Raw genomic sequence first — 23,672 nt, 5'->3', positions numbered from 1 at the left:
AGTTATAGTGCGCTGACGTAAAAATAACCGCAAAACAAGTGCAAGGTATAAGGGGTCTGTGTGCAGATTACTGCTAAAAACTTTGGGTATCGCCATGCGAGTAGAAAAAACCCAGCGTTAACCCAGATAAGTTTTAGCGTGGAAAAAGGCGAGCGGATCTTATTGCTCGGTGCCTCAGGTTCGGGAAAATCTACGCTTATGGCGGCTCTTGCTGGTGTTCTTGGTGCAGAAGACGGTCAAAGTAGCGGAGAATTAATAATAAACACGCGCTGTGGAATGGTGCTTCAAGATCCAGATTCGCAAGTTATTGCTTCGCGAGTAGGCGATGATGTGGCTTTTGGTTGTGAAAATTTTGCGATTGAGCCCGCAGAAATTTGGCGTCGGGTACCGCAAGCACTAGCGCTAGTGGGCTTGGATTTACCATTAGATCATCCCACGGCGGCACTATCTGGCGGACAAAAACAACGTCTTGCCCTCGCCGGGGTGATTGCTATGGGCGCTGAACTGATTTTATTGGATGAGCCCACCGCCAATATTGATAGTGAAAGCGTGCCAGAAATTGTTCATGCAGTAACTACGAGCATTAAAGAAACTGGTGCCAGCATGATTATTGTGGAGCACCGAGTAGATATTTGGCGTGATTATATCGACCGAGTGATTGTGCTCAAGCAAGGACGCATTATTGCTGATGGCACCCCAGATAATGTCTTAGCGGAGCATGGTAATCAGTTAGTTGAAGAGGGAATCTGGGTACCTGGCATAACACCAGAGCTGCCAGCGGCTAAAAATGCTTCGGATATATCGCATTCAGATAGTGCACTAACTACCCGGAAACTAGTAGTTGGTTGGGATCAACCGCATTATGGACCGGTAGAGATAGCTATTCCGCGCGGGGTATCAACAGTAATTACCGGTGTTAATGGTGTGGGTAAATCAACTTTGGCTTTAACCTTGGCTGGATTAAAAAAGCCTTATTCGGGAAGTGTTCATATATCTCAAGATATTGCTGGTTTATTAAGTAGCGATCCTTATACTTGGCGGTCAAAAGATCTAGTTGAGCGAATTGGCTATGTATTTCAAGACCCAGAACATCAATTTATGACGCGCAGTGTACGAGAAGAACTTTTAGTATCAAAAACTCGTCGACGGTGGTGGCGCAGTGAACTGCCTAGCCCAGAAGATATTGCTTATGCAGATGAAGTACTTAACCGGTTAGGACTTATAGAACTAGCTAAGGCGAATCCTTTTACATTATCGGGCGGGCAAAAACGTCGGTTATCGGTGGCTACTTGTTTGGTAGCTGCGCCGGATATTGTTTTTTTAGATGAACCCACTTTTGGCCAAGACCGCAAAACTTTTGTTGAGTTGATTAACCTGATTAGGCAGCTAAGCGATAATGGAACAACAGTGGTCTCTATTAGCCATGATCCGCTATATCTAACTGCCCTAGGTGATCTGGAGATTCGGCTATGAACCTTATTTATGATATCAACCCGGTAACCAGAATTATTGCGCTAGCCTTATACACCACCCCATTGCTTATTAGTGTTGATATTGTCTCTGCATTGGTGTCTTTGATAAGCACTCTTTTCTTTGCACCACTGTTAGGGGTAAAGTGGCCGCTGCTTTTTCGTCGTGGCGCACCTATTCTTATTGCCGCACCTATTTCTGGTTTGTCTATGGCACTTTATGGTCGTCCAGAGGGAAAGGAGTATTTTTCTTTTCTTTTTGCCCACGTCACCGATAACTCTTTAGCATTAGCTGCAGCGATTATGGTGCGAGTTTTAGCTATTGGTTTGCCAGTAATTATTTTATTAGCTGATATTGATCCCACAGAGCTTGGCGACGGACTCGCCCAAAAACTTAAACTTCCTAGCCGGTTCGTTATTGGGGCAGTAGCTGGTGCGCGATTGGTGAGTTTGTTTCGTCGCGATTGGGATTTTTTAACCCGTGCACGCAGAGCTCGTGGGTTAGCTGATGATGGACTTATCCGTAATACTATGACCATGACTTTTAGCCTTTTAGTGCTAGCGCTTCGACGTGGGACAAAATTAGCTACTGCAATGGAAGCACGTGGCTTTGGCCGTGATCAACCACGTACCTGGGCGCGAGAATCGGTATGGGGAATAAAAGATATTCTGGTACTGATTGTCTGTATAACCTGTTCAACCGTGGCGCTTATTGTGGCATTAAAAACCGGTTACTTGCGGGTGCTCGGTGCATGATTGTTCTTATTGACGGAGCTAGTGGATCAGGTAAAAGCACCTTGGCTAAACAATTGGCTAGGTATCTTCAGTGGCCAATAATTCACCTAGATGATTTCTATCCAGGCTGGTCTGGGTTGCGTGCTGGCTCAGAGATCCTTGCGCACTCAGTATTGGCAGAAAAAAATCCAGGTTATTATCAGTGGGATTGGGAAAAAGATTACCGGGGTAGATGGATTGATACTGACTATGAGGATGTCATTATTGAAGGTGTTGGTTGTTTAACTGAGGAATCGCTATTAGCCGCCCGGCGTAAGGGCACGGTGTTGTCAGTAGTGTTGCGGTTAAGCGTCGAAAAGCGAAAACAACGCGCATTGCAACGCGATCCTAGTTATGCTCCGTTTTGGCACATGTGGGCAGCTCAAGAAGAAAAGCATTGGTCGGTTATGCCCATACCGGATTTTTGCATTGAGGTAGAAACAGGAACAATAACGCGTTATGACGAAAGAAATTTCGATTGCCGCAGTAGTTTTTAACGTAGGAACTCAGGTATTAAGCGTGCGAAAACGTGGGACCACGTCGTTTATGTTGCCTGGTGGAAAACGCGAGCCAGGCGAGCGTGCAGTTGATACTGCTATCCGTGAGATTGCTGAGGAATTGCATATTGAGCTGCGCGAAGAAGATCTATGCCATCTAGGGCAATTTCGGGCACCAGCAGCTAATGAACCTGGTTATGAAGTGAGCTGCGATGTTTTTATTTTTCAGCCACTCACAGCAGGTATATCGCCAGTAAATAAAACTTCTGAACAGGTGTTTAATATGGGTAAACTGCCAGAATTTTCAGGTGTTTTTGCTGAACTGGCTGAGCTTCGTTGGGATGAATTAGATAGCACAGCTTCGGATTTAGCTCCGTTGAGCAGAGATGTTATATTTCCGTTTCTTTTGACCTTACAGAAGTAGCAATATTTTTCTTAGTGTTGCATAATATGGAATTAGTTTTGTTCTGTGTATTAATTGAATGCTAAACGTAGAGTAAAAGCGACAGTGGTTTTTATATGAATGAAGCTGACAGAACTATCGAGCTATTAAATTAAATAGCTTGTAGCTAATTGTTGTTGCGTGTTAGTACACAAGCATTATTCCGGGATGAATAATGCTTAGCACTATAAAAATGGTACGTTGTTCGCTGTATAAATTTCCGTCATCTCTTGGGAGGCTAACATGACGTTTAAGAAGACCGTCGCTCTGGGCTGTTCCGCAGTGCTTGTGTTAGGCCTAGTAGCCTGCTCTTCTGATTCTTCTAGCGGTGGTGATAATTATGTCATCGCAAATGGTTTTGAACCATCAAATCCACTTCTTCCTGCTGACACGAGTTCCGGTGGCGGCGGTCGTATTGTTGACCTTATTAACTCTGGCTTAGTGTACTACGACAATGAGGGGGTTCTTCATAATGAGCTCGCCGAGTCCATTGAATTAGAAGGCGATAAAACGTATCGCATTACTCTTAAAGATGACATTAAATTTGAAGATGGCAGCGATATCACCTCGGCCAACTTCGTAGATGCGTGGAATTATGCGGTAGCGCATGACCAATTTTCGGCGTATTTTTTTGCTCCCATTTTAGGTTACGCCGAGAGCGTGGAGTCTATGGAAGGTCTTAAAATCGTCGATGATAAGACCTTTACTATTGAGCTGACCCAACCCGAGGCAGATTTTCCACTGCGCTTGGGGTACTCTGCCTTCTTCCCACTACACGAATCAGCCTTTGACGATATTGCTGCTTTTGGCGAATCTCCCATTGCCTCTGGCCCATACAAGTTAGCTGAGTGGAACCATCAAGAGTCTGCTGTTGTCATTCCTAACGAACACTATGCAGGAGATCGTAAGGCAAATAATGATGGAGTGAAATTCGTTTTTTATCCCTCCCGCGATGCCGCCTATGCAGATCTTTTAGCTGGTAACCTCGATGTACTTGATGCCATCCCTGATTCGGCATTGGCTACCTTTGAAACAGAACTTGGCGATCGTTTTGTCAACCAACCAGCAGCGGCATTTCAATCTTTTACTATTCCACAGCGATTAGAACATTTTGGCATGGATGAAGAAGGCGCTTTGCGTCGTCAAGCTATTTCCATGGCAATTAATCGCGAAGAAATTACCAAGACTATTTTTGATAATACGCGTATCCCAGCTACTGATTTCACCTCGCCAGTTATCGACGGACACGTTGATAACTTGGCCGGAAAAGAAGTTGTGGAGTTTAACCCCACCAAGGCCAAAGAGCTATGGGAACAAGCTGATGCTATTACGCCGTATACCGGTGAATTCGTTATTTCCTATAACGCTGATGGTGGACATCAAGCATGGGTTGATGCCGTAGCTAACCAGCTGAAGAACAATCTTGGTATTCAAGCAACCGGTAATCCATATCCAGACTTTAAATCTTTGCGCGGAGACATTACCAAACGCACTATTTCCGGAGCTTTTCGCACTAGCTGGCAGGCTGTTTATCCAGGGTTATCAAGCTTTCTTGGTCCACTGTATGCTACCGGTGGTGGTTCCAACGATGGTGATTATTCCTCCGCAGAGTTTGATGCTTTGCTTGAACAAGGTGCTGCAGCTAAGTCTGTAGCTGAGAGCATTACCTACTATAACCAGGCGCAAGAGATCCTTCTGCAAGATCTACCAGCTATTCCATTATGGTATGCCAATGCTACTGGTGGTTTTTCCCAAAACGTTGATAATGTCGTTTTCTCATGGCGAGCAGTACCAGCGTATTATCAGATCACTAAAAACTAAAGCGATGGTCATTGTAGAGTTTATAACCCCGTGCTTTTATTAGGCGCGGGGTTATGCGCATGAATAATAAGTAAAAGGAATACGCATATGCTGCGCTATATTGGACGCCGCGTGCTTCACATGGTTCCGGTATTTTTCGGTGCCACGCTATTGCTCTATGCTCTTGTATTCCTCATGCCTGGCGATCCAGTCGAAGCTCTCGGTGGCGATAGCGGGATTACTGAGGCCACTCGAGCACGTATTATTGCGGAATACAATTTGGATAAACCTTTTATCATCCAATACCTGCTTTATATTAAAGGGATTCTTACCCTGGATTTTGGCACCACTTTTTCGGGACGACCGGTTGCTGAGGTGATGGCTAGTGCTTTCCCAGTAACGAGCAAATTAGCCGTGATGGCATTGGCATTTGAAACTATTTTTGGCATTCTTTTTGGTGTTATTGCCGGTAGACGTCGTGGCGGTGTTTTTGATTCTACGGTGTTAGTGCTTTCTCTTGTTGTTATCGCAGTTCCTTCTTTTGTGGTTGGTTTTGTCCTTCAATTTTTTGTTGGTGTGAAGTGGGGATTATTACCGGTGACTGTTGGCGCACAAGAGTCTTTTACTTCGTTGCTTATGCCGTCGATAGTTTTAGGTATGTTTTCTTTTGCTTATGTAGTGCGACTTACTAGGCAGTCGGTAAGTGAAAGTCTGCGTGCTGATTATGTACGCACCGCACGAGCCAAAGGACTCAAAGATATTCACGTAACGACGCGCCACGTATTGCGTAACTCTTTGATTCCGGTAGTGACTTTTCTTGGCGCAGATCTAGGATCACTGATGGCTGGTGCTATTGTTACCGAGGGAATCTTTGCGGTTAATGGGGTTGGTGGTGCGATCTACCAAGCAATTGTGAAGGGCGAGCCAACTACCGTGGTGTCTTTTACCACAGTACTAGTTATGGTCTATATTGTTGCCAATCTGCTAGTCGATTTACTTTATGCTTTGCTCGATCCGAGGATTCGCTATGACTAACAAAAAACATAATGCGCAGTTTGACACAAAAACCAACGCATCGGCTTCTGAACTTTCGGCAAGCCAAATACGAATGATAAAACCTCGACCAGGGCAAGAACACTTTATTGCGGACATTGATGTAAGTGATGCACACACAGTTGATGCCGTCATTGCTGAGATAGCTCCTCGTTCAGTATGGGGTGAAGCCTGGTGTTATTTAAGGCGGCGTCCACTATTTTGGGTATCAGCAACGTTTATTCTTTTAGCAGTTATTGTGGCTATTGCACCAGGACTATTTACTCATACTGACCCGCGATTTTGCGAATTATCCCACTCTCTTGAAGGCCCTCGTGCCGGGCACCCTTTCGGCTTTAATCGTCAAGGTTGTGATATTTATGCGCGCACGCTTTATGGCGCTCGTACCTCAGTCTTAGTAGGTGTGCTGACTACCCTATTAGTGGTTTTTATTGGTGTCACGATAGGAGCATTAGCCGGTTACTTCGGTGGGATTATTGATACTTTGCTTTCTCGTATTGTGGATATTTTTTATGCTGTGCCCTTGGTTTTGGCCGCAATTGTAGTGATGCAGGTGTTTAAAGAACACCGCACCATTATCACCGTGGTGATTGCATTGTCGATTTTTGGTTGGACACATATTGCTCGCATTACCCGTGGCGTCGTGCTTGCTACAAAGAATGAAGAATTTGTTACTGCAGCTCGTGCTGTGGGAGCTACGCATAGCAAAATTCTTCTTAGCCACATTGTGCCGAATGCGGCAGCGCCAATTATTGTTTATGCCACTGTTGTTTTGGGTACTGTGATTGTTGCTGAAGCAACACTGTCCTTTTTAGGTATCGGTTTGCCGTCGAGTGCTATTAGCTGGGGAGCGGATATTTCTGCTGCTCAGAGTTCTTTACGTAGTCAACCTATGATCCTATTTTATCCGGCAGCTTTTTTGGGATTGACTGTATTGAGCTTCATTATGATGGGAGATGTTGTCCAGGATGCATTTGATCCTCAATCTCGTCAGAAATAAGAGGTAGCTAATGACGGATAACTCTACTGCTGCTTTGCTGGAGCTGAAAAACCTTACTATTTCTTTTGAAACCACCATGGGCACCGTTGAAGCAGTACGCGGGGTCAATTTGAGCATATATCCTGGTCAATCGGTGGCAATTGTTGGTGAGTCCGGTTCCGGGAAATCAACGCTGGCGATGGCTATTATTGGTTTGTTACCGGCAACTGGCACAGTCACCTCAGGTCAGATTCTTTTCGAAGGTGAAGATCTTGCCCAGAAAAGCGCTCAAGAAATGGTCAAATACCGCGGGGTAAAAATTGGGCTTGTGCCACAAGATCCAATGAGTAATTTTAACCCAGTATGGCGTATTGGTACTCAGATTAAAGAGGCTTTGGTAGCTAACCAGGTAGTACCAATTGCTCAGTTGGATAGCCGGGTTATTGAGCTACTTGAACAGGCTGGCTTAACTGATGCTCAACGACGGGCACAGCAGTATCCGCATGAGCTTTCTGGTGGTATGCGTCAGCGCGCATTGATTGCGATGGGACTTGCTGCTCAACCAAAGTTGCTGATTGCTGATGAGCCAACCTCAGCACTCGATGTGACGGTACAAAAACGTATTCTCGATCATTTAGCAACGTTGACCAATGAGTCTGGTAGTGCGGTTTTGTTTATTACTCATGACCTTGGACTTGCTGCAGAACGTGCCGAACATGTGGTGGTTATGCATCAAGGTCGAGTGGTTGAATCCGGGCCAAGTCTAGAGATTTTGCGTCATCCACAACACCCATATACCCAGTGTTTGGTGAAAGCTGCACCGTCGTTAAAATCGACACGTATTCACGCTGCACCGGCACAACAAAGTGAGATGAAGAAGCCAAGTGATACTGCAATAGGAAATAGTGCGCCAGTAGCTCAACAAGTACCAGATATTATTAGGGTGGAAAATCTTACCAAGTCTTTTCGGGTGCGAGGACACCGTGGTAAAAATGCTGAGCTTAAGGCCGTCGATAATGTGAGCTTTTCACTAAAGCAGGGTACTACGCTTGCTGTTGTGGGTGAGTCTGGTTCTGGAAAATCAACTCTGGCCACACTGATCTTAAATTTAATAGCTTCTACCAGCGGTAAGGTGTACTACAAAGGAATAGATGTATCGACTTTAGATAAAAAAGCTCTTTTTGCTTTAAGACGTAAGATACAGGTTGTTTTCCAAAATCCTTATGGCTCACTTGATCCGCAGTATTCTATTTATCGTTGTATTGAAGAGCCGCTTGTGGTGCATAAAGTAGGATCGAAAAAACAACGCCAGCAGCGAGTTGCTGAGTTACTCGATATGGTGGCTCTGCCGCGGCCAATAATGCATCGTTTCCCGCATGAACTTTCTGGGGGACAGCGTCAGCGCGTTGCTCTTGCGCGTGCACTTGCGCTTAATCCTGAGGTAGTTGTTTTAGATGAAGCGGTTTCTTCGCTTGATGTACTAGTGCAAAACCAGATTGTGCATTTGCTGGTTACGCTACAGGCTCAATTAAATTTAAGCTATCTATTTATTACCCATGATCTTGCAGTGGTTCGCCAAGTTGCCGATCACATTGTGGTGATGGAAAAAGGAAAACTGATCGAGCAGGCACCTGCGGATGAAATCTTTGCTCATGCCCAGCAGGAATATACCCGTCAACTCATTCATTCAGTACCGGGTGCAGGACTTGACCTAGGTGGTTAGTACAACAAACCTTAAAAAACCTGCCCTACATTATATTAGGGCAGGTTTTTATGCTTATCGACGGCTAACTTGATAGTACGCGTACATCAAAACCGTAATTTAATAGCGATTCAATTTCAGAAATACCAATAGCAGGTACCTGTGGAGCAGGTAAGACGGTAGGAAATACTTCCGCGTCAACAAGTGGGGAGGGTGAGCCAATTACTGCTGGACGCGCTGTGCCAGTGTGCCGGCTGATCCAATCTAGATGCTCAGCTACTGGAACAAAGAAGGCGCCAGTACCGGTTTCACTAGCCATACTGGTTACTCCAGCAACGCTGGCTCCAACAAAAAGCGGTCCGCCACTATCACCATGTTGAGCACGTCCACCAGTAACATGTCCTTCAAGCAAGGTGGCACTGGGATCATCACTAGGTAAATGGGTTACCCGGCGGGCAATGGTGGCGTCTGCCGCATATGCCTGGCCACTGCCGATAAAGCGAGCATTAAAACCACCAAAACCACTGATAACTCCGCGAGCACCTGGCTGTAAATTTTCACCAGATAATGGAGCTGGAGTAGCAGAAGCCGAACCATTAAGACGAATGACCGCCAGGTCAGCTTCTGGGTGCAGAATTGCCTCGGTAGCGGCAAATGCTTGACCGGCGACGTCGATACGCGAACCACCTTCAGTGATGCAGTGTTTAGCAGTAAGTACCCACTCAGGAGTAATTAATGTTCCAGCGCATAAACTATTGCCGAGAATAATACGAGCAACCGAGTCGGCGGTGTTAGCGCGACCACCAATAACTGCTTCAGCTGGGCTCACATTGGTTAGGGCAATAATGCTGCTTAGTACAACAGCTATAGCTGAGCGCAGTTTCATAATATTTCCTCGATTTTTTCAGTAGGTCGGGCAATGACTACCCCGCGGGCAGTCACAACGATAGGACGTTCAATAAGCTGCGGGTGAGCAACCATGGCATGCAAGATCTCACTATCGGAGGAGGTCTCATCAAGGTTTAACTCTTTAGCTTTGGTCTCATTACTACGCAAAGCCTGGAAGGGGGTAATACCCATGCGCTGAAAAAGATCAGCAAGGGTCGCTACATCTGGAGTATCAGTGAGATAAGAAACAACCAGGGGAGTTATGTCGTGGTCTTTTAAATAATCTAGCGCTGCCCGAGATTTCGAGCAGCGCGGGTTATGAAAAATCGTTACGTCCATGAAGATAGTCTAGGCTAAGTCTAAGATTCGGCAGGTACTAGTTCGACCTCATTGGCATTTGCCCAGTCTAGGTCGATACCTATGCTACGTAACCATTCGAGTGCATTGTCGTTGTTTCGAGTAATGCCCTCAACAGCACTTAGTGTTGTTTCAATGGCGCGTTCTGCGTCCTCAGCGGTAATAAAGCCTTCGGAGGTAGCAGCCGCGAGTTCATCAATATCGAGAACTTCAATTGGCTGACCATCATTCCAAATGAGATCGACGTAGAGATCACGAGTGGTCCAGATTCCATCGGTGTGAGAAATTTCGGCAACATCGAAATAGATGTCTTGTTTAATTTCTACTCCATCGCGGAAATGGAAGATATTAGCGCGCAGACCCACCTCAGGTAGCAACCATGATTCTAGGTAGCCAAAGCGCGGGTGATTTGCCCCGCGTGCCATGTATAGGCCAAAGTCGGTTTCTTTAAAAGAATCAACACTACGAGTAAAACCTTTGGGGTCTATATTGGTTAACTCTTGGGTATCAAAGGTTTCTTGTTTGATGGGGTGTAGATCAGTCACGGGCTATTTCACCTCGAAAGAAGCTACAGTGGGGAGGAATCTACAGTGTGCATCTTGGGTATGCACAGTGCCTTCTAGCAAAGCAATGATGCGACCTTTGCCGGTTGGTGCTGTGCCCGAGATGGTTGCTGGGCCATCAGTATTAATACCGTTATGTCCGAGAGCAGTAGATCCCCACTTTAGGGTATACAGGTTAAACCAGTGCACATTCATGTTTTGTTCTTTGGCTGCAGCTGAGGTTCCTAAAGCGGTAAAAAGAAAAGCTGTTTCGCCTTCTTGGGCACCTGGTAGTGGAATTTTGGTGGGGCCTGGAACTGCGATGCCGCTACCAAGGGAATCATGGGTTCCGCCAATGCAAGAACCGGATACCGTTGGCCAGAGGAATTGCGCAAACATGGGGGCAGTTTCTGGGAGGGCAACGCCACCGCCAGTGCCTTCGAAAAATGCAACAGCACTTAGTACCGCAGTGCGGGCTTCAGCAGGCAGTGTGTCAGCAAATAAACGTGCTTGGTGAAGAATTTCTGGAGAAGGGCGACCAAGTTCGTCGACAGGCAATGCCGGTGAGCTTAAGTAGGGTAGCTCGACATCTGAGCTCAGTGGTAGGGCAGTAGCCGCAACGGTTGCTTGGGCAGCAAGCGCGGTACTGAACACTACCGATAGCACAGTGGCAATGAAGCGACGCACAAAGAAAGCCTTTCACTAAAAAATTCGGACACAACGTGCGTTGAGTCCCATAAGTAACAGAAGCATCTTTAAGTAACAGTAATTAAAGATATTCACTTCTGTCACATTATAGACGGCTACACCGGGGTAAAAAGGGAATTGTTGCGAAGGGCTTTTCGCACTTTTGCCCTTGATGTACTGCGTCCATCTGTATAGTCGGAGTCTGATAACGTTTTGTTACACATGGGTAAGAATTTTTCACCCCTGCCAGGTGAGGCAAAAGAAAATATGGGAAAGTAACTGCGATCCCAAGTGTGATATCGCGGAATAGAGAGAACTTATCTGGGAAGAGTTATTCCGGTGTGAATAAAGATGACAATGTCGCACATAGGTCTATGTGCATATAAATATTGTGCAATATTTAAGGTCATGGATTAGTGCGGATTAGCCAAAGTGGATAGCAATCGTCGCAAAGCAAGAAGATAACGCTTGGTGGTGGCAGATTTGAGAAATGCTGCTAGCTAGCTGACAATACTGGATTTTTGTGATGTAGGAAATGCTTTGTGGCTCTCAAGATGCGCGGGGGTGCCTTGGTGGAGTAACGTAAACACGCTTAAAAAATTAGTCCCCAAAATGTGAAAGTTTCTTTAAAATTCACATGGTATTCGCCCAGGGTAATAGGTGCCAGGGTGAAGGCAATAAACACCGCATGTGTTAAACCCTTGCCGGGGACGGCCAACCCACAGGAGTAACTTTTGACCCGTCCAGAATTTCGTAATGTCGCCATTGTTGCACACGTTGACCACGGTAAAACCACATTGGTTAATGGCATGTTGGAGCAATCCGGCGCCTTTGGTGATCACGGTGAGCACACAGATCGGGTCATGGACTCAAACGATCAAGAGCGTGAGCGCGGCATCACCATTTTGGCTAAAAACACCGCAATTCATCGCAAAGGCGCTGGAAAAGATGGCAATGACCTCATCATTAACGTGATTGACACCCCAGGTCACGCCGACTTCGGTGGCGAGGTTGAGCGCGGCATTTCCATGGTTGACGGGGTAGTTCTGCTTGTTGACGCTTCGGAAGGGCCATTGCCACAAACTCGTTTCGTGCTCACCAAGGCACTTGAAGCTAAACTTCCGGTGATTATTGCGGTGAACAAAACCGATCGCCCAGATGCGCGTATCGAGGAAGTCGTTGCCGAATCCCAGGATCTCTTGTTGGAGATCGCTGCAGGCCTCGATGATGAAGAAGCTGCAGCTGCTGCCGAAGAGCTACTTGATCTACCAGTGCTTTACGCCTCTGGTCGTGCTGGTGTTGCTTCGACTGAGAACCCTGGCGATGGAAATGTTCCAGCTGGTGAGGATCTACAGCCACTATTTGATGTTATCTACGATGTGTTGCCAGAACCATCAGCAAATGTGGATGCTCCTTTGCAGGCACATGTTACCAACTTAGATTCCTCGGACTTCTTAGGTCGTATTGCTTTATTGCGCATTTATGCTGGCACTATCCGTAAGGGCCAGCAGGTTGCTTGGATTCACTATGACGATGAAGGCAATCAGCACACTAAGACGGTAAAGGTCGCTGAGCTTTTGCGCACAGTTGGTTTTGAGCGTCAGCCAGCACAAGAAGCTATCGCTGGCGATATTGTCGCTATTTCTGGTATTTCTGACATTATGATCGGCGATACTATTGCCGATGTAGAAAACCCAGTTGCTTTGCCACGAATTACCGTTGATGAGCCAGCCATTTCTATGACTATTGGGGTAAACACATCTCCTATGGCTGGACAAGGTGGCGGTGACAAACTTACTGCGCGTGTGGTTAAAGCTCGACTAGAACAAGAACTTATCGGTAACGTTTCTATCCGCGTTTTGCCTACTGAACGTCCCGATGCCTGGGAAGTTCAAGGCCGTGGTGAAATGGCACTTTCGGTGCTGATCGAATCCATGCGTCGCGAAGGCTTTGAACTTACCGTTGGTAAGCCACAGGTTGTTACCCAAGAAATCGACGGCAAGATCCACGAGCCTTATGAAATGCTTACCGTAGATTCACCTTCGGAATATCAAGGCGCTATTACTCAGCTACTGGCTACCCGTAAGGGACAAATGCAGGCGATGGATGTGCGTGAAGGCGATTGGGTTCGCATGGTCTTCCGGGTTCCTGCACGTGGTCTTATTGGTTTCCGTACCCAGTTTATGACCGAAACACGCGGTGCAGGTATTGCAAACTCAATTTCTGATGGTTTGGATGTATGGGCAGGCGATATTAAGTCGCGTGCGGCTGGCTCTTTGGTTGCTGATCGTTCCGGTCAGGTTACGGCCTATGCACTAACTCAGCTAGCTGATCGCGGTAGCTTCTTCGTTGAACCAGGTGCGGAGGCCTATGAAGGCATGGTTGTGGGCTCAAACAACCGTGATGAAGATATGGATATCAACATCACTAAAGAAAAGAAGCTCACCAATATGCGCTCTGCCACTGCAGATGCCACCGTAACTTTGGCTAAGGCACGCACACTTTCCTTAGAAGAAGCATTAGAATTCTGTGGCAACGACGAATGCGTCGAAGTTGCACCAAACGCGCTACGGGTGCGAAAGGTAATCCTGAATGCCACCGAGCGTGCCCGTGCACGTAGCCGTCAGAAGAACCTTAACAAGTAAAAATAGTTTTTTACTTAACTCAACGCCGTTTTAGGAAAGCTCTTTCCTAAAACGGCGTTAGTCTTTCTTGTCTACTAAACTGTCTTTCTATGATGTGTCGTGTGCTTATACCTTTAGTGAGTTGCTCGCTGTTGGTAGCATGTTCTGCGAATCCAGGGCCAGCTCCTATAGAAGAGGCATCGACTGAGACCACGACAAGTACGCCTAAAGCAGTCGAAGAAAAAAAGCTGTCGCACATTTCCGTAGGAATTGATCCCATCGAGGCGGGCTATAACCCACATTTGCTTATCGACGATTCTCGTTTTACCCGCACCTTATCTGAACTAGTACTTCCTAGTGCCTTTATTGGTGGTGAACTTAATCGTGACCTTCTTAGCATTGCTGCCATAGAACCAGAAACAAGTAACCAGGCTAGCTCACTTATGGGCGCTCAGACGATTCGTTATGAAATAACTAATGAAGCGCAATGGAGTGATGGCACACCCATTACCGTGAGTGACTTTGAATATTTATGGCAACAAATTACTACTAATCCAGGAACACTGAATCACGCTTTATACCGCAAAATTGACGCCATCCGTTCTACCAATGGTGGTAAAACTGTTTTTGTTGATCTCACAGAACCAATTGCCAATTGGCAACAGCTGTTCACTCACCTTATACCATCACATCTAGTGCGTGGACAAAGCTTTACTCTTGCTCTTTCCGAAGGAATCCCAGCATCCGGCGCACGCTATTCAATAGGAAATATTGATCGACAACGAGGAGTTATGACCCTCAATCGAAATGACCGATTTTGGGGAAAACAACCCGCTAAAACGGAACAATTAATCTTTAGAGAACTACGCTCTACCACACAGGCAGTCGCCATGATCGAAAATGGTCAGCTTGGTTTTATTGACATAACTCCCACCCAAACCGCACAGCTTGCCTTTGAACTTATCCCCGGGGCACAGATCCGCCAAGAAACCACAGATAGGGTACTTAGCATGCATTTTAATGCTGCTTTGGATGCGGAAATACGCGAACAATTAATAAAAATGATTGATCGAGTACGAGTCGCACATATTGCTAGTGGACGAACCGAAAACCTTGGCATCCAGTACCCGGATACCGCACAGGAAGCTGAGATTTCGGTACCAACTACTTCTATTACCTTAGGCGTTGATCCAAGCAATGCTACCGCTGCGGTAGCAGCACGAACCATCCGAGATATGCTGGTTCAGAAAAATATTTTGGTTCGATTAATAGAAATGCCGATAAGCCAGTTATTTCAGCGAAAAGACTTAGCTGCTGTTATCGCCTGGATGCCGCATAATGAGCTCGGGCAATTCCAATGTCGCGAATCAGTAAACCACACAGCTACTACAAGCATCTCTACTAGCAGCCGCTATCTAGAAAACATCCTTGAAGAAGATCAGCCAAGCCACGCATCATCGGTAGTTACTGAATCAGTGCTGCCAAGTAGTTCTACAGCTGTTCCAGAAGAAGAACAATTACTTACCACCTATGGCGGAACAAACCTGACTGGTTTCTGTTCTGCCCATGTTGATCAGGCAATTAATAACTATCTTCTTGGTGAACTTGATGCAGAACAATTAGCTGTCGAACTTTCTACGCCGCGTTCATTAATCTTGCCGCTTCTAGGTGATGTACACCTAGAAGTATTAGGAGAGTCTATTATTGGCCCGACAGAAGAATTATCCTCATGGCCTTATGGCTTAACCTCAATACAAACGTGGAGTACTCGTGAACAATCGTGATTTAGTTGGCCTAAGCGTGGTCGCTGTCCATGCACACCCAGACGATGAAGCAATTTGGACCGGCGGAGCACTTGCTCAGTTGGCGCGCCGGGGTGCCGATATAACTGTGGTGACCTGTACTTTGGGTGAACAAGGCGAGGTTATTGGCAAGCCTTTTTCGCATTTAGTTGCGGATCAGGCTGACCAGCTTGGTGGTTTTCGGATTGCTGAGTTAGAAAAATCTTTAGCGACTCTTGGCGTACGGGGAGAATTTTTAGGTGGGGCTGGCTATTGGCGTGATTCTGGAATGAAGGGGGATCCAGCCAATGAACATCCACGTGCTTTTATCCATTCTGGGGGAAAAGCAGTAGCACAACTTATTGAAATTTTTCAGCGATTAAGCCCACAGTTAGTTATTACCTATGGTCCTGATGGTGGTTATGGGCATCCAGATCATATTCGTGCTCATCATATTGTTCATGAAGCAGCCCAGGTCGTTACAATCCCGCGGATATTATGGGCAGTAACCTCGCGTGAGCATCTCCAGCACGGACTACAACAATTTACTACTCCGGTTGGTTGGAAGACCGCTCGTGAGGCAGAAATAGCATGTGTTGATGAAGTAGATATAAAAGTTGAATTATCAGAGTTAGACGTTGCAGCAAAAGTAGCAGCTATGCGGGCACATCCTACCCAGTTATGGATTGCAGATGGATCAATCAGTAAGGTAAACCCGCATTCAGTAGTAGCATCGATAAGCAATCCTAGTGAAGTGCCCTATGTTTTTGCGCTCTCGAACCTTATTGCCCAACCACTATTGCGCCAAGAGTTTTATCAATACGGCGGTGGCGAAGATCCAACCGCGCAGCCAAGAGAGATCGCGGCGGGGCTTTTATGAGTCATGTAACTGAACGCCATATCAACACAGATTTTTCTCGTTTCGAGATGGTTATGGGATTGTTCTGGTTGAGCATAGGTGCCGCGGCATCGTTACTTATGGAAGTGGTTTATCTAGGCACCTGGATCGGTGGGGTAGCGGTTCCCTATACAATCGTGATTGCCCTTTTATTTAATATTGTGCTTACTAACACAGCAAAATTATGGAGTGATAACGGCTTCATTCAAGCTATTCCACTTTTAGTGTGGAGCGCAGGCTATTTGCTTCTTATAATCTTTCCTGGAGCGCTTGGTTCGCAGTTTCTTGGCTCAAATATCCGTAGTATTTTATTGTTGATCTTTGGTGTTCTCGGCGGCATGTGGCCAATAATTAAACAAAAGTGACATAATAGGACGATCGCCTAACACCCTATTTAAAGATCCTTGAAATACTTGGAGTGACTGTTTAATAATGACGTACACAATCGCACAGCCCTGCGTTGATGTCATGGATAGAGCTTGCGTCGAAGAATGCCCCGTCGATTGCATTTATGAGGGTAAACGTTCCTTATATATTCACCCTGATGAATGTGTGGATTGCGGTGCCTGCGAACCAGCTTGCCCAGTTGAAGCTATTTTTTATGAAGATGACGTTCCTGATGAATGGCTCGACTATAACGATGCTAATGCGGCTTTCTTTGATGATCTAGGATCCCCAGGTGGGGCAGCCAAACTTGGTCCACAAGATTTTGATGCCCCATTAGTTGAAGCACTTCCACCACAAGCCTAATTTTATCTAGGCGCAACTAAGCTAGGTGCCACCTGGTATATAAAGATGTATCACGCCGGTGAGGTTAAAACATCTAGGAAAAGAGCTAAAGGTAAGGTTTCTTATGCGACATAGCCTTCGTCTACCCGATTTCCCATGGGATACTTTAGAACCTGCCAAAAATAAGGCAGCTAAACATCCAAACGGTATAGTGAACCTTTCTGTTGGCTCACCAGTTGATGATGTGGCTCCTGGTATTCAGCTGGCATTAGCAGAAAATGCAGCCGCATCAGGATACCCACAAACCATTGGTACTCCGGCGCTGCGTCAGGCGATTATTGCTGCTATGCAGCGTCGATATGCGTGCACGGTAGAAAATGTCTTGCCGGTGATCGGCACTAAAGAAGCAATTGCTTTACTGCCTAGTTTGCTGGGGTGTAACGCTACAATACTTATTCCTGAGGTTGCTTATCCTACCTATGAAGTTGCTGCCTTACTTGCTGGTGCTACCCCTCAGCGTCTTGATGATCCGCGCAGCAGTAATGGTAATGAAATAGATTTAATCTTTATCAATTCACCGGCTAACCCTACTGGCAAAGTGCTCGATGTAGAGTTTTTAAAAGAGCTAATTAGCTGGGCACGCAGCAATGATGTGATTATTGCTTCTGACGAATGCTATCTCGGCCTTACCTGGGATAAAAAAGCCTATTCTATTCTTTCTGATGAAGTATCTGGCGGAGATCATCGCAATCTTATTGCTATCCACTCCTTGTCAAAAACCTCGAATCTAGCTAGTTATCGGGCAGGATTTTTAGCTGGAGATAAAGACCTCATCAACGAGCTTACTCAGTTGCGTAAGCACTCCGGATTAATGGTGCCCGGACCAGTCCAAGCTGCTATGGCTTATGCGCTTGATGATGATGAACAAGAGCTATTCCAAAAACAACGCTATCAATTACGGCGTCGGGCACTCTATGATGCTGTGCTAGGTGCTGGCTTTACAGTGCATGATTCTGAAGCAGGACTATATTTGTGGCTTACCCGGGATGAAGACTGCTGGGATACCGTGGATTGGTTTGCCGAGCGCGGCATTCTAGTAGCCCCTGGTTCTTTTTATGGCACTGCATCGCAGAAATTTGTCCGCATTGCGCTGACCGAAACTGATGAACGCATTGCAGAATTTGTTCGTCGAATAGCCTAAAAATAACCACCGAATACTTTAGATTTATTGCAGGATTGCTTATTCTTGTTGCTTTTTAGTGCGCGCACAGTAAACAACCTAATAGGAGATACCTAGAAATTCACTCAGACAGAGTATGATTTACCGGGTTGCACACCATAAGAGAGGTTCCGAGTGAGCGAAACACCTGCGATGCGGTTAAGCAGAAACTTACGACAATTCATTAAATTCGGGATTGTCGGCGGTTCTGGCGTAGTAGTTAATCTCGCGGTTATCTATGTACTGCGTAAAACTATGCTCATTGTTACGGATATGACCGAACATGATGCAGTTTTTAATCTTTTAGATACTCCTTTCCATGTGCGTTGGTTTAATGTTTTTATGACCATTGCCTTTTTAGCAGCTAATACGTGGAATTATCAGCTCAACCGCATGTGGACATTTAAATCCAAATATGCGCGCAGTTGGTGGCGAGGTTTCTTTCCCTTTTTAATTACTGGTTTGGGAGCTTTTGTAGTGAGCCAGGTTCTAGCAACTTTATTAATGAATCCGACATCGCCGATTGCACTCTCTACGACGCTTTTCGACGATTCCACTGGTTTTCGTACCAAAGTTTATTGGGCGTCGGCAATCTCAATTATTGTGGCTATGCCCATTAATTTCCTTATTAATAAAACATGGGCATTTAGGAAACCTAAAACACAAGTGATACTAGAAGCTGTACCCAGTTAAAGCAGCATAAAAATAAAAAATGCTTGTAGGGTTTTCCTACAAGCATTTTTTATTTCTTATTCTCCTGGAAGCGCTATTTTTTCTAGGGGATTTAATGAACGTAGTCGTGCGTTGATAAAGCTGGCGATAACCAAAGCTACAAACATAATTGCAGCACTATATAGTTGCACGCGTGCACCGGCATCCGAAAGCATGAGTAATGCTAACCCGGCTAGAGCAATAAGAGTTGCCCAGGTGAGATAAGGATAAGCCCACATGCGGGTCTCAAGGCGATAAATTTTTTCTAACCGTGGACGCAGATTTAATTCGGCAATGGCCACAAAAGTCCATACGATAAGCAGTGACGCTCCGGCAGAATTAAGCATAAAACCAAGCAACCAACCGGTATCCAGATAATTGAGCACAACCATAATGGTGCTTAAGAATACGCTCAAACAAATAGCTGCTACTGGTACATTGCGCTGATTAGTACGGGTAAATATTGCGGGTGCTTCACCGCGTTGCGCAAGCGAGAACATCATGCGCGAGGAAGCAAAGATCTGTGCATTAAACGCAGAAAGTAACGCTAACACAATAACTACTTCCATAAAGCCGACTACCCCAGGGATATTTGCTAGTGAAAGTACTTGCGTAAAAGGACTTTCTGCAGCAGACTGGGCAGCGCCTAAGGAAGAATAGGGTAAAAGGAAAGTAATAACTAGTACCGAACCCAGGTAAAAAATACTGATTCGAGTAATAGTTGATTTGACTGCGTTAATCAGCGATCGTTGTGGATCTTCCGATTCTGCGGCGGCGATAGCAACTACTTCAATGCCACCAAAGGCAAAGGCAACTGCAAGTAGCGCGGTGGCTACACCCCCTATGCCATGAGGCATAAACCCATTGGCAGTAAAAATATTAGTGCCAATAAAGCTATGGCCAGGAAGCAAACCAAAAATAAGTAATACACCAATAATAAGAAACCCAATAAGCACGGCTACTTTAATAAAAGCGAACCAAAACTCAAATTCTCCAAAGGCAGAAACACGCAATAAATTAATAATGCCAAAAACGACAACACAAATAGCTGCTGGAATCCATGCCGCAATATTAAACCAGGAGCCAATAAAACTTGCTGCACCGGTAATTTCTGCGCCTAAAACAGCAACGGTGGCTAGCCAATAAATCCAGCCTTGGGTAAAACCTGCCCAACGGCCAATACCATGTTCGGCGTATTCGGAAAAAGAACCTGAGGCGGGAACTACAGAACCCATTTCGCCAAGCATACGCATTACCAATACTGCAATAGTGCCTGCGATAAGATAAGCCAGCACTACTGCTGGGCCGGCGGCTTGAATGCCCACACCGGTGCCAAGAAAAAGACCGGCACCGATTGTCGAACCTAAGCCCATCATTGTTAAGTGCCGAACTTTTAGTCCGGAGCCTAAAGAATTGCTCATAACGTTTAACTTTAGGTGCTAGACCCTTAAGAAAAGAAAACTCGCCCGCCTTTTATCCAAAAGACAAGCGAGAAAAAGATTCTTTTTCGAGTTTAGGTAAGTAATATGCTGGCTAGTTTGCATGTAGCGCTGCGTTGAGGGTGATAGTAGCCGACTTCCATGCCGTTGCCTCAACAGCGCCACTAACTGAATTGCGACGGAATAAAATATTAGAGGCACCAGACAGCTCTAGGGCTTTCAGTGTATCGCCGTCATTGCACTGTTTTGCCTCAGCAACTGCGCCGCGGACGGTAACTTTGGTGCCGGCAGTAATGTACAGACCGGCTTCGACAACACAGTCATCACCGAGGGAAATTCCGCAGCCAGAATTAGCCCCTAGTAAGCAGCGCTTACCTAAGGAAATAACTTCTTTACCACCGCCAGATAGGGTGCCCATAATCGAGGCGCCACCGCCAATATCGGTGCCATCGTCAACGACAACACCAGCTGAAATTCGTCCTTCAACCATTGAGTTGCCTAGGGTACCGGCATTGAAATTGACGAAACCTTCGTGCATGACAGTAGTGCCTTCAGCTAGGTGTGCACCTAGACGTACCCGGTCGGCATCGCCAATGCGTACGCCGGTCGGCATAACATAATCAATCATGCGAGGAAACTTATCGACGGAGAATACCGTCACTGCGCCACGTGCTTGAAGTTTGGCACGGGTAAGTTCAAAACCGGCTGGTAGACAAGGACCAAAGTTTGTCCAGACCACATTGGTTAATAATCCAAAAATGCCATCTAGGTTGAGCCCATGAGGTTGTACAAGGCGATGACTGAGTAGATGCAGACGAAGGTAAGCATCGTAGGCATCAAGAGGTGCCTCAGCTAAGTTAGCGATAGTAGTGCGAATAGCAATGCGTTCTACACCACGGTCTAGATCTGGTCCAACGAGCATGGCAAGCTCGGCTGGTGCCGCAATGGTTTCGGTACCGGGGGTTAGATCGTGAGCTGAGCCGTCGAAAAGCTCTGGGTTGGGAAACCAAGCATCAAGAATAGTTCCGTCCTGGGAAACAGTGGCAAGTCCAGTTGCAAATGCGTACGTCATAATGATTAGCCTACTTGAGGTTTTTTAACAAAGAATGAAACAACGATTAAACCGACAAACATAGCGCTAACCGCAAAAATTTGCTGTCGGCTAGAAGGATCAAAGAGCATCAAAATAGTGAGCGCAACAAGACCGAGGAATGTGAGCCAGGATAACCAGGGATAACCCCACATACGAATAGTTGCTAATTCATTATTTTGCTTTAATTCAGGGCGAAGCTTGATATGCGCCAAGGTCACAATAAGCCACAATACAATTAAGCAGCCACCTACAGCATTAAGTAAGAAGGTCAATAATCCTGGTGGATTCCAATATTGGAGACCCACTGAGGCAAAAGCAAAGACCATAGATAGTAGAACCGCAAAAATTGGTACGCCAGAAACATTGGTCATGGAGAAAATCTTTGGGGCATCGCCACGCTGAGCAAAATTATGCACCATACGACTGGTCGCGTAGATCTGGGCATTAAATGCCGAGAGCAGGCTTAAGACAATAACTAATTCCATGAAACCAACTACCCCAGGAATATTTGCTTGGGATAACACCATGGTAAAAGGCGATTCAGCAGCGCTCTCGGCACCAGAAATCTGAGAGTAGGGAAGTAGGAAGCAGATAATTAAAACGCTACCAATATAGAAGAAAGAAATACGCCAAATAACTGAGCGGACAGCAGTTGCGATTGCTGTTTTAGGGTCGCGTGATTCCGCAGCAGCAATGGTAACAATTTCGATACCACCAAAAGCGAAGGCTACTGCTAAAAGTCCAGCAGCCACCCCAGCAATACCATTGGGCATAAAATCGCTGCTGGCGAAAATATCAGTGCCGATATAACTATGGCCGGGAAGTAGGCCAAAGATAAGCAGCACACCGATAATAAGGAAGCCGATAATGACCGCAACTTTGATAAAAGCAAACCAAAACTCAAATTCACCAAAACCTTCCACCTGTGCCAGATTAATAACGGCGAAAATAATGACACAGATGAGTGCGGGAATCCAGGGAGCAACATTAAACCAAGCGCCGATAATAGCAGCTGCGCCAGTCATTTCTGCACCGAGTACCATCGTGAGCATGAACCAATAAAGCCAGCCAAGAGAAAAACCAGCCCAGTGGCCAAAGGCTTGTCGAGCATATTCTGCAAAGGAACCTGAACTTGGTCTAGCGGCGGCTAGCTCACCAAGCATTTGCATCACGCAGACGATCAAGGCTCCGGCAATGATATATGCAATTAAAACGGCAGGGCCTGCTACTTGGATACCCACACCGGTGCCAAGAAATAGTCCAGCACCGATTGCCGAGCCCAAACCCATCATTGTTAGGTGACGCGTTTTGAGCCCATGGCTTAAATTGTTCTCGCTCATAGGCAATAACCTTAACCCGGCGCGCCTAAAAAACCCGCATGGAGTTTCTTTCGGTGTGGTGAGCAGAAAAATTATTAAAAATACCTAACGCATCAAGTGGGAGTCGAGAATAAAACTCTGCCAGAATAAAGACGTGATTTTTCATGGAATAGATATTGTGTATATTCCCAGCTTTGAGACACAGCTGGTGGTGCCTGGTAGCCATTTTGACAATGTTTTTAGTGCCCTGGAATTACGCCTAGCTACTACTAAAACATATCGGGCAGCCCATTTAGCAGGGCGGTGGGCAGCCAAGGAAGCTTTTATCAAAGCCTGGTCGCAGTCGTTATTTGGTATGCCACCGGTTATGTCTGAACAGGATGTGGTGTGGGCCGAGATAGAGGTCATTGCAGATCGTTGGGGTCGACCACAACTACAGATTAAAGGAAGCATGCAGGCTAAAAGCGGGATCAGTCAAGCACAGTTAAGTATTAGCCACGACGGTGATTATGCGATAGCTTCATGCTTGCTGCATACCGACGAATAAAACTTCGACTTGGATTATACGCGCAGTCATACTGAGCTAAGCGTTCTTGGTAAAAGTTTTAGCTTCAACGCTTAGTACTTGTACTGGGGCAAATAAACTGACCCAGTACGGTGTGGGGCGAG

The 23,672-nt window shown here is 46.1% G+C and carries 23 protein-coding genes; 16 read left to right on the top strand and 7 right to left on the bottom strand.

Annotated elements, in window-relative coordinates:
- Positions 1–60: 60 nt before the first annotated feature.
- From UL82_RS07710 to UL82_RS07675, 8 genes are all read left to right on the top strand, one after another.
- Positions 61–1,473, top strand: a complete 1,413-nt coding sequence (locus UL82_RS07710) for an ABC transporter ATP-binding protein (RefSeq protein ID WP_046440154.1) — start codon at positions 61–63, stop codon at positions 1,471–1,473.
- Positions 1,470–2,225 carry an energy-coupling factor transporter transmembrane component T family protein gene (locus UL82_RS07705; RefSeq protein ID WP_046440152.1) on the top strand — a complete coding sequence of 252 codons (756 nt, stop codon included), beginning with the start codon at positions 1,470–1,472 and terminating at the stop codon, positions 2,223–2,225. Before UL82_RS07710 ends, UL82_RS07705 begins: the two co-directional genes overlap by 4 nt.
- The gene (locus tag UL82_RS07700; RefSeq protein WP_046440151.1) at positions 2,222–2,740 is read left to right on the top strand and encodes a nucleoside/nucleotide kinase family protein; all 519 of its coding nucleotides are present in this window, start codon (positions 2,222–2,224) and stop codon (positions 2,738–2,740) included. Before UL82_RS07705 ends, UL82_RS07700 begins: the two co-directional genes overlap by 4 nt.
- Positions 2,703–3,164: an NUDIX hydrolase gene (locus UL82_RS07695; protein WP_046440149.1), complete on the top strand. Its 462-nt coding sequence runs from the start codon at positions 2,703–2,705 to the stop codon at positions 3,162–3,164. The genes UL82_RS07700 and UL82_RS07695 overlap by 38 nt, the downstream gene beginning before the upstream one ends.
- 261 nt (positions 3,165–3,425) lie before the next feature.
- On the top strand, positions 3,426–5,003 hold the full coding sequence (locus UL82_RS07690; protein ID WP_046440147.1) for a peptide ABC transporter substrate-binding protein: 1,578 nt from the start codon (positions 3,426–3,428) through the stop codon (positions 5,001–5,003).
- An 87-nt stretch (positions 5,004–5,090) separates the two neighbouring features.
- A complete protein-coding gene (locus UL82_RS07685; protein WP_046440145.1) occupies positions 5,091–6,017 on the top strand; it encodes an ABC transporter permease in 927 nt (308 codons plus the stop codon).
- Positions 6,018–6,090: 73 nt separating this feature from the next.
- Positions 6,091–7,035 carry an ABC transporter permease gene (locus UL82_RS07680; protein WP_046441383.1) on the top strand — a complete coding sequence of 315 codons (945 nt, stop codon included), beginning with the start codon at positions 6,091–6,093 and terminating at the stop codon, positions 7,033–7,035.
- Positions 7,036–7,045: 10 nt separating this feature from the next.
- Positions 7,046–8,737, top strand: coding sequence for a dipeptide ABC transporter ATP-binding protein (locus UL82_RS07675; RefSeq protein WP_046440143.1), 1,692 nt, complete (start codon positions 7,046–7,048; stop codon positions 8,735–8,737).
- A 64-nt stretch (positions 8,738–8,801) separates the two neighbouring features.
- Here the strand turns inward: UL82_RS07675 and UL82_RS07670 are convergent, their stop codons facing one another.
- From UL82_RS07670 to UL82_RS07655, 4 genes are read right to left on the bottom strand one after another with little or no spacing between them, the layout of a single operon-like run.
- On the bottom strand, positions 8,802–9,602 hold the full coding sequence (locus UL82_RS07670; protein ID WP_046440141.1) for a S1 family peptidase: 801 nt from the start codon (positions 9,600–9,602) through the stop codon (positions 8,802–8,804).
- On the bottom strand, positions 9,599–9,943 hold the full coding sequence (gene arsC, locus UL82_RS07665) for an arsenate reductase (glutaredoxin) (protein ID WP_046440139.1): 345 nt from the start codon (positions 9,941–9,943) through the stop codon (positions 9,599–9,601). The genes UL82_RS07670 and arsC overlap by 4 nt, the downstream gene beginning before the upstream one ends.
- 20 nt (positions 9,944–9,963) lie before the next feature.
- Positions 9,964–10,506 (bottom strand): DUF402 domain-containing protein, encoded by a 543-nt coding sequence (locus UL82_RS07660; protein ID WP_046440137.1) that lies wholly within the window; start codon positions 10,504–10,506, stop codon positions 9,964–9,966.
- A 3-nt stretch (positions 10,507–10,509) separates the two neighbouring features.
- Positions 10,510–11,190: an Rv1157c family protein gene (locus UL82_RS07655; protein ID WP_046440135.1), complete on the bottom strand. Its 681-nt coding sequence runs from the start codon at positions 11,188–11,190 to the stop codon at positions 10,510–10,512.
- 734 nt (positions 11,191–11,924) lie between these two features.
- On the opposite strand from UL82_RS07655, the gene typA reads away from it, so the two are divergent.
- The 7 genes from typA (at position 11,925) to UL82_RS07620 (ending at position 19,134) form a co-directional block, all read left to right on the top strand.
- Complete coding sequence (gene typA, locus UL82_RS07650) at positions 11,925–13,835, top strand: translational GTPase TypA (protein ID WP_046440133.1); 1,911 nt, start codon at positions 11,925–11,927, stop codon at positions 13,833–13,835.
- A 101-nt stretch (positions 13,836–13,936) separates the two neighbouring features.
- On the top strand, positions 13,937–15,598 hold the full coding sequence (locus tag UL82_RS07645; protein ID WP_158407831.1) for an ABC transporter family substrate-binding protein: 1,662 nt from the start codon (positions 13,937–13,939) through the stop codon (positions 15,596–15,598).
- On the top strand, positions 15,585–16,475 hold the full coding sequence (mshB, locus tag UL82_RS07640; RefSeq protein WP_046440132.1) for an N-acetyl-1-D-myo-inositol-2-amino-2-deoxy-alpha-D-glucopyranoside deacetylase: 891 nt from the start codon (positions 15,585–15,587) through the stop codon (positions 16,473–16,475). The genes UL82_RS07645 and mshB overlap by 14 nt, the downstream gene beginning before the upstream one ends.
- Positions 16,472–16,858, top strand: coding sequence for a hypothetical protein (locus tag UL82_RS07635; RefSeq protein ID WP_046440129.1), 387 nt, complete (start codon positions 16,472–16,474; stop codon positions 16,856–16,858). Before mshB ends, UL82_RS07635 begins: the two co-directional genes overlap by 4 nt.
- Before the next feature lie 67 nt (positions 16,859–16,925).
- A complete protein-coding gene (fdxA, locus tag UL82_RS07630; RefSeq protein ID WP_046440128.1) occupies positions 16,926–17,243 on the top strand; it encodes a ferredoxin in 318 nt (105 codons plus the stop codon).
- Positions 17,244–17,346: 103 nt separating this feature from the next.
- Positions 17,347–18,423 (top strand): succinyldiaminopimelate transaminase, encoded by a 1,077-nt coding sequence (dapC, locus tag UL82_RS07625; protein WP_046440126.1) that lies wholly within the window; start codon positions 17,347–17,349, stop codon positions 18,421–18,423.
- A gap of 171 nt (positions 18,424–18,594) precedes the next feature.
- Positions 18,595–19,134 carry a GtrA family protein gene (locus UL82_RS07620; RefSeq protein WP_046441379.1) on the top strand — a complete coding sequence of 180 codons (540 nt, stop codon included), beginning with the start codon at positions 18,595–18,597 and terminating at the stop codon, positions 19,132–19,134.
- A 56-nt stretch (positions 19,135–19,190) separates the two neighbouring features.
- Here UL82_RS07620 and UL82_RS07615 read toward each other — a convergent pair whose 3' ends face one another.
- The 3 genes from UL82_RS07615 to UL82_RS07605 form a co-directional block, all read right to left on the bottom strand.
- Positions 19,191–20,573: an amino acid permease gene (locus tag UL82_RS07615; protein WP_046440124.1), complete on the bottom strand. Its 1,383-nt coding sequence runs from the start codon at positions 20,571–20,573 to the stop codon at positions 19,191–19,193.
- 112 nt (positions 20,574–20,685) lie between these two features.
- Positions 20,686–21,663: a 2,3,4,5-tetrahydropyridine-2,6-dicarboxylate N-succinyltransferase gene (gene dapD / locus UL82_RS07610; RefSeq protein ID WP_046440122.1), complete on the bottom strand. Its 978-nt coding sequence runs from the start codon at positions 21,661–21,663 to the stop codon at positions 20,686–20,688.
- Positions 21,664–21,668: 5 nt separating this feature from the next.
- Entirely contained in the window at positions 21,669–23,024 is a 1,356-nt protein-coding gene (locus tag UL82_RS07605) for an amino acid permease (RefSeq protein WP_046440121.1), read from the bottom strand.
- 133 nt (positions 23,025–23,157) lie between these two features.
- Between UL82_RS07605 and acpS the strand changes: the two genes are divergently transcribed.
- Complete coding sequence (acpS, locus tag UL82_RS07600; RefSeq protein WP_046440120.1) at positions 23,158–23,550, top strand: holo-ACP synthase AcpS; 393 nt, start codon at positions 23,158–23,160, stop codon at positions 23,548–23,550.
- Positions 23,551–23,672: the final 122 nt, after the last annotated feature.

This window comes from Corynebacterium kutscheri, from assembly GCF_000980835.1.
Lineage (GTDB): Bacteria > Actinomycetota > Actinomycetes > Mycobacteriales > Mycobacteriaceae > Corynebacterium > Corynebacterium kutscheri.
This window is presented reverse-complemented; position numbering and strand designations above follow the sequence as displayed.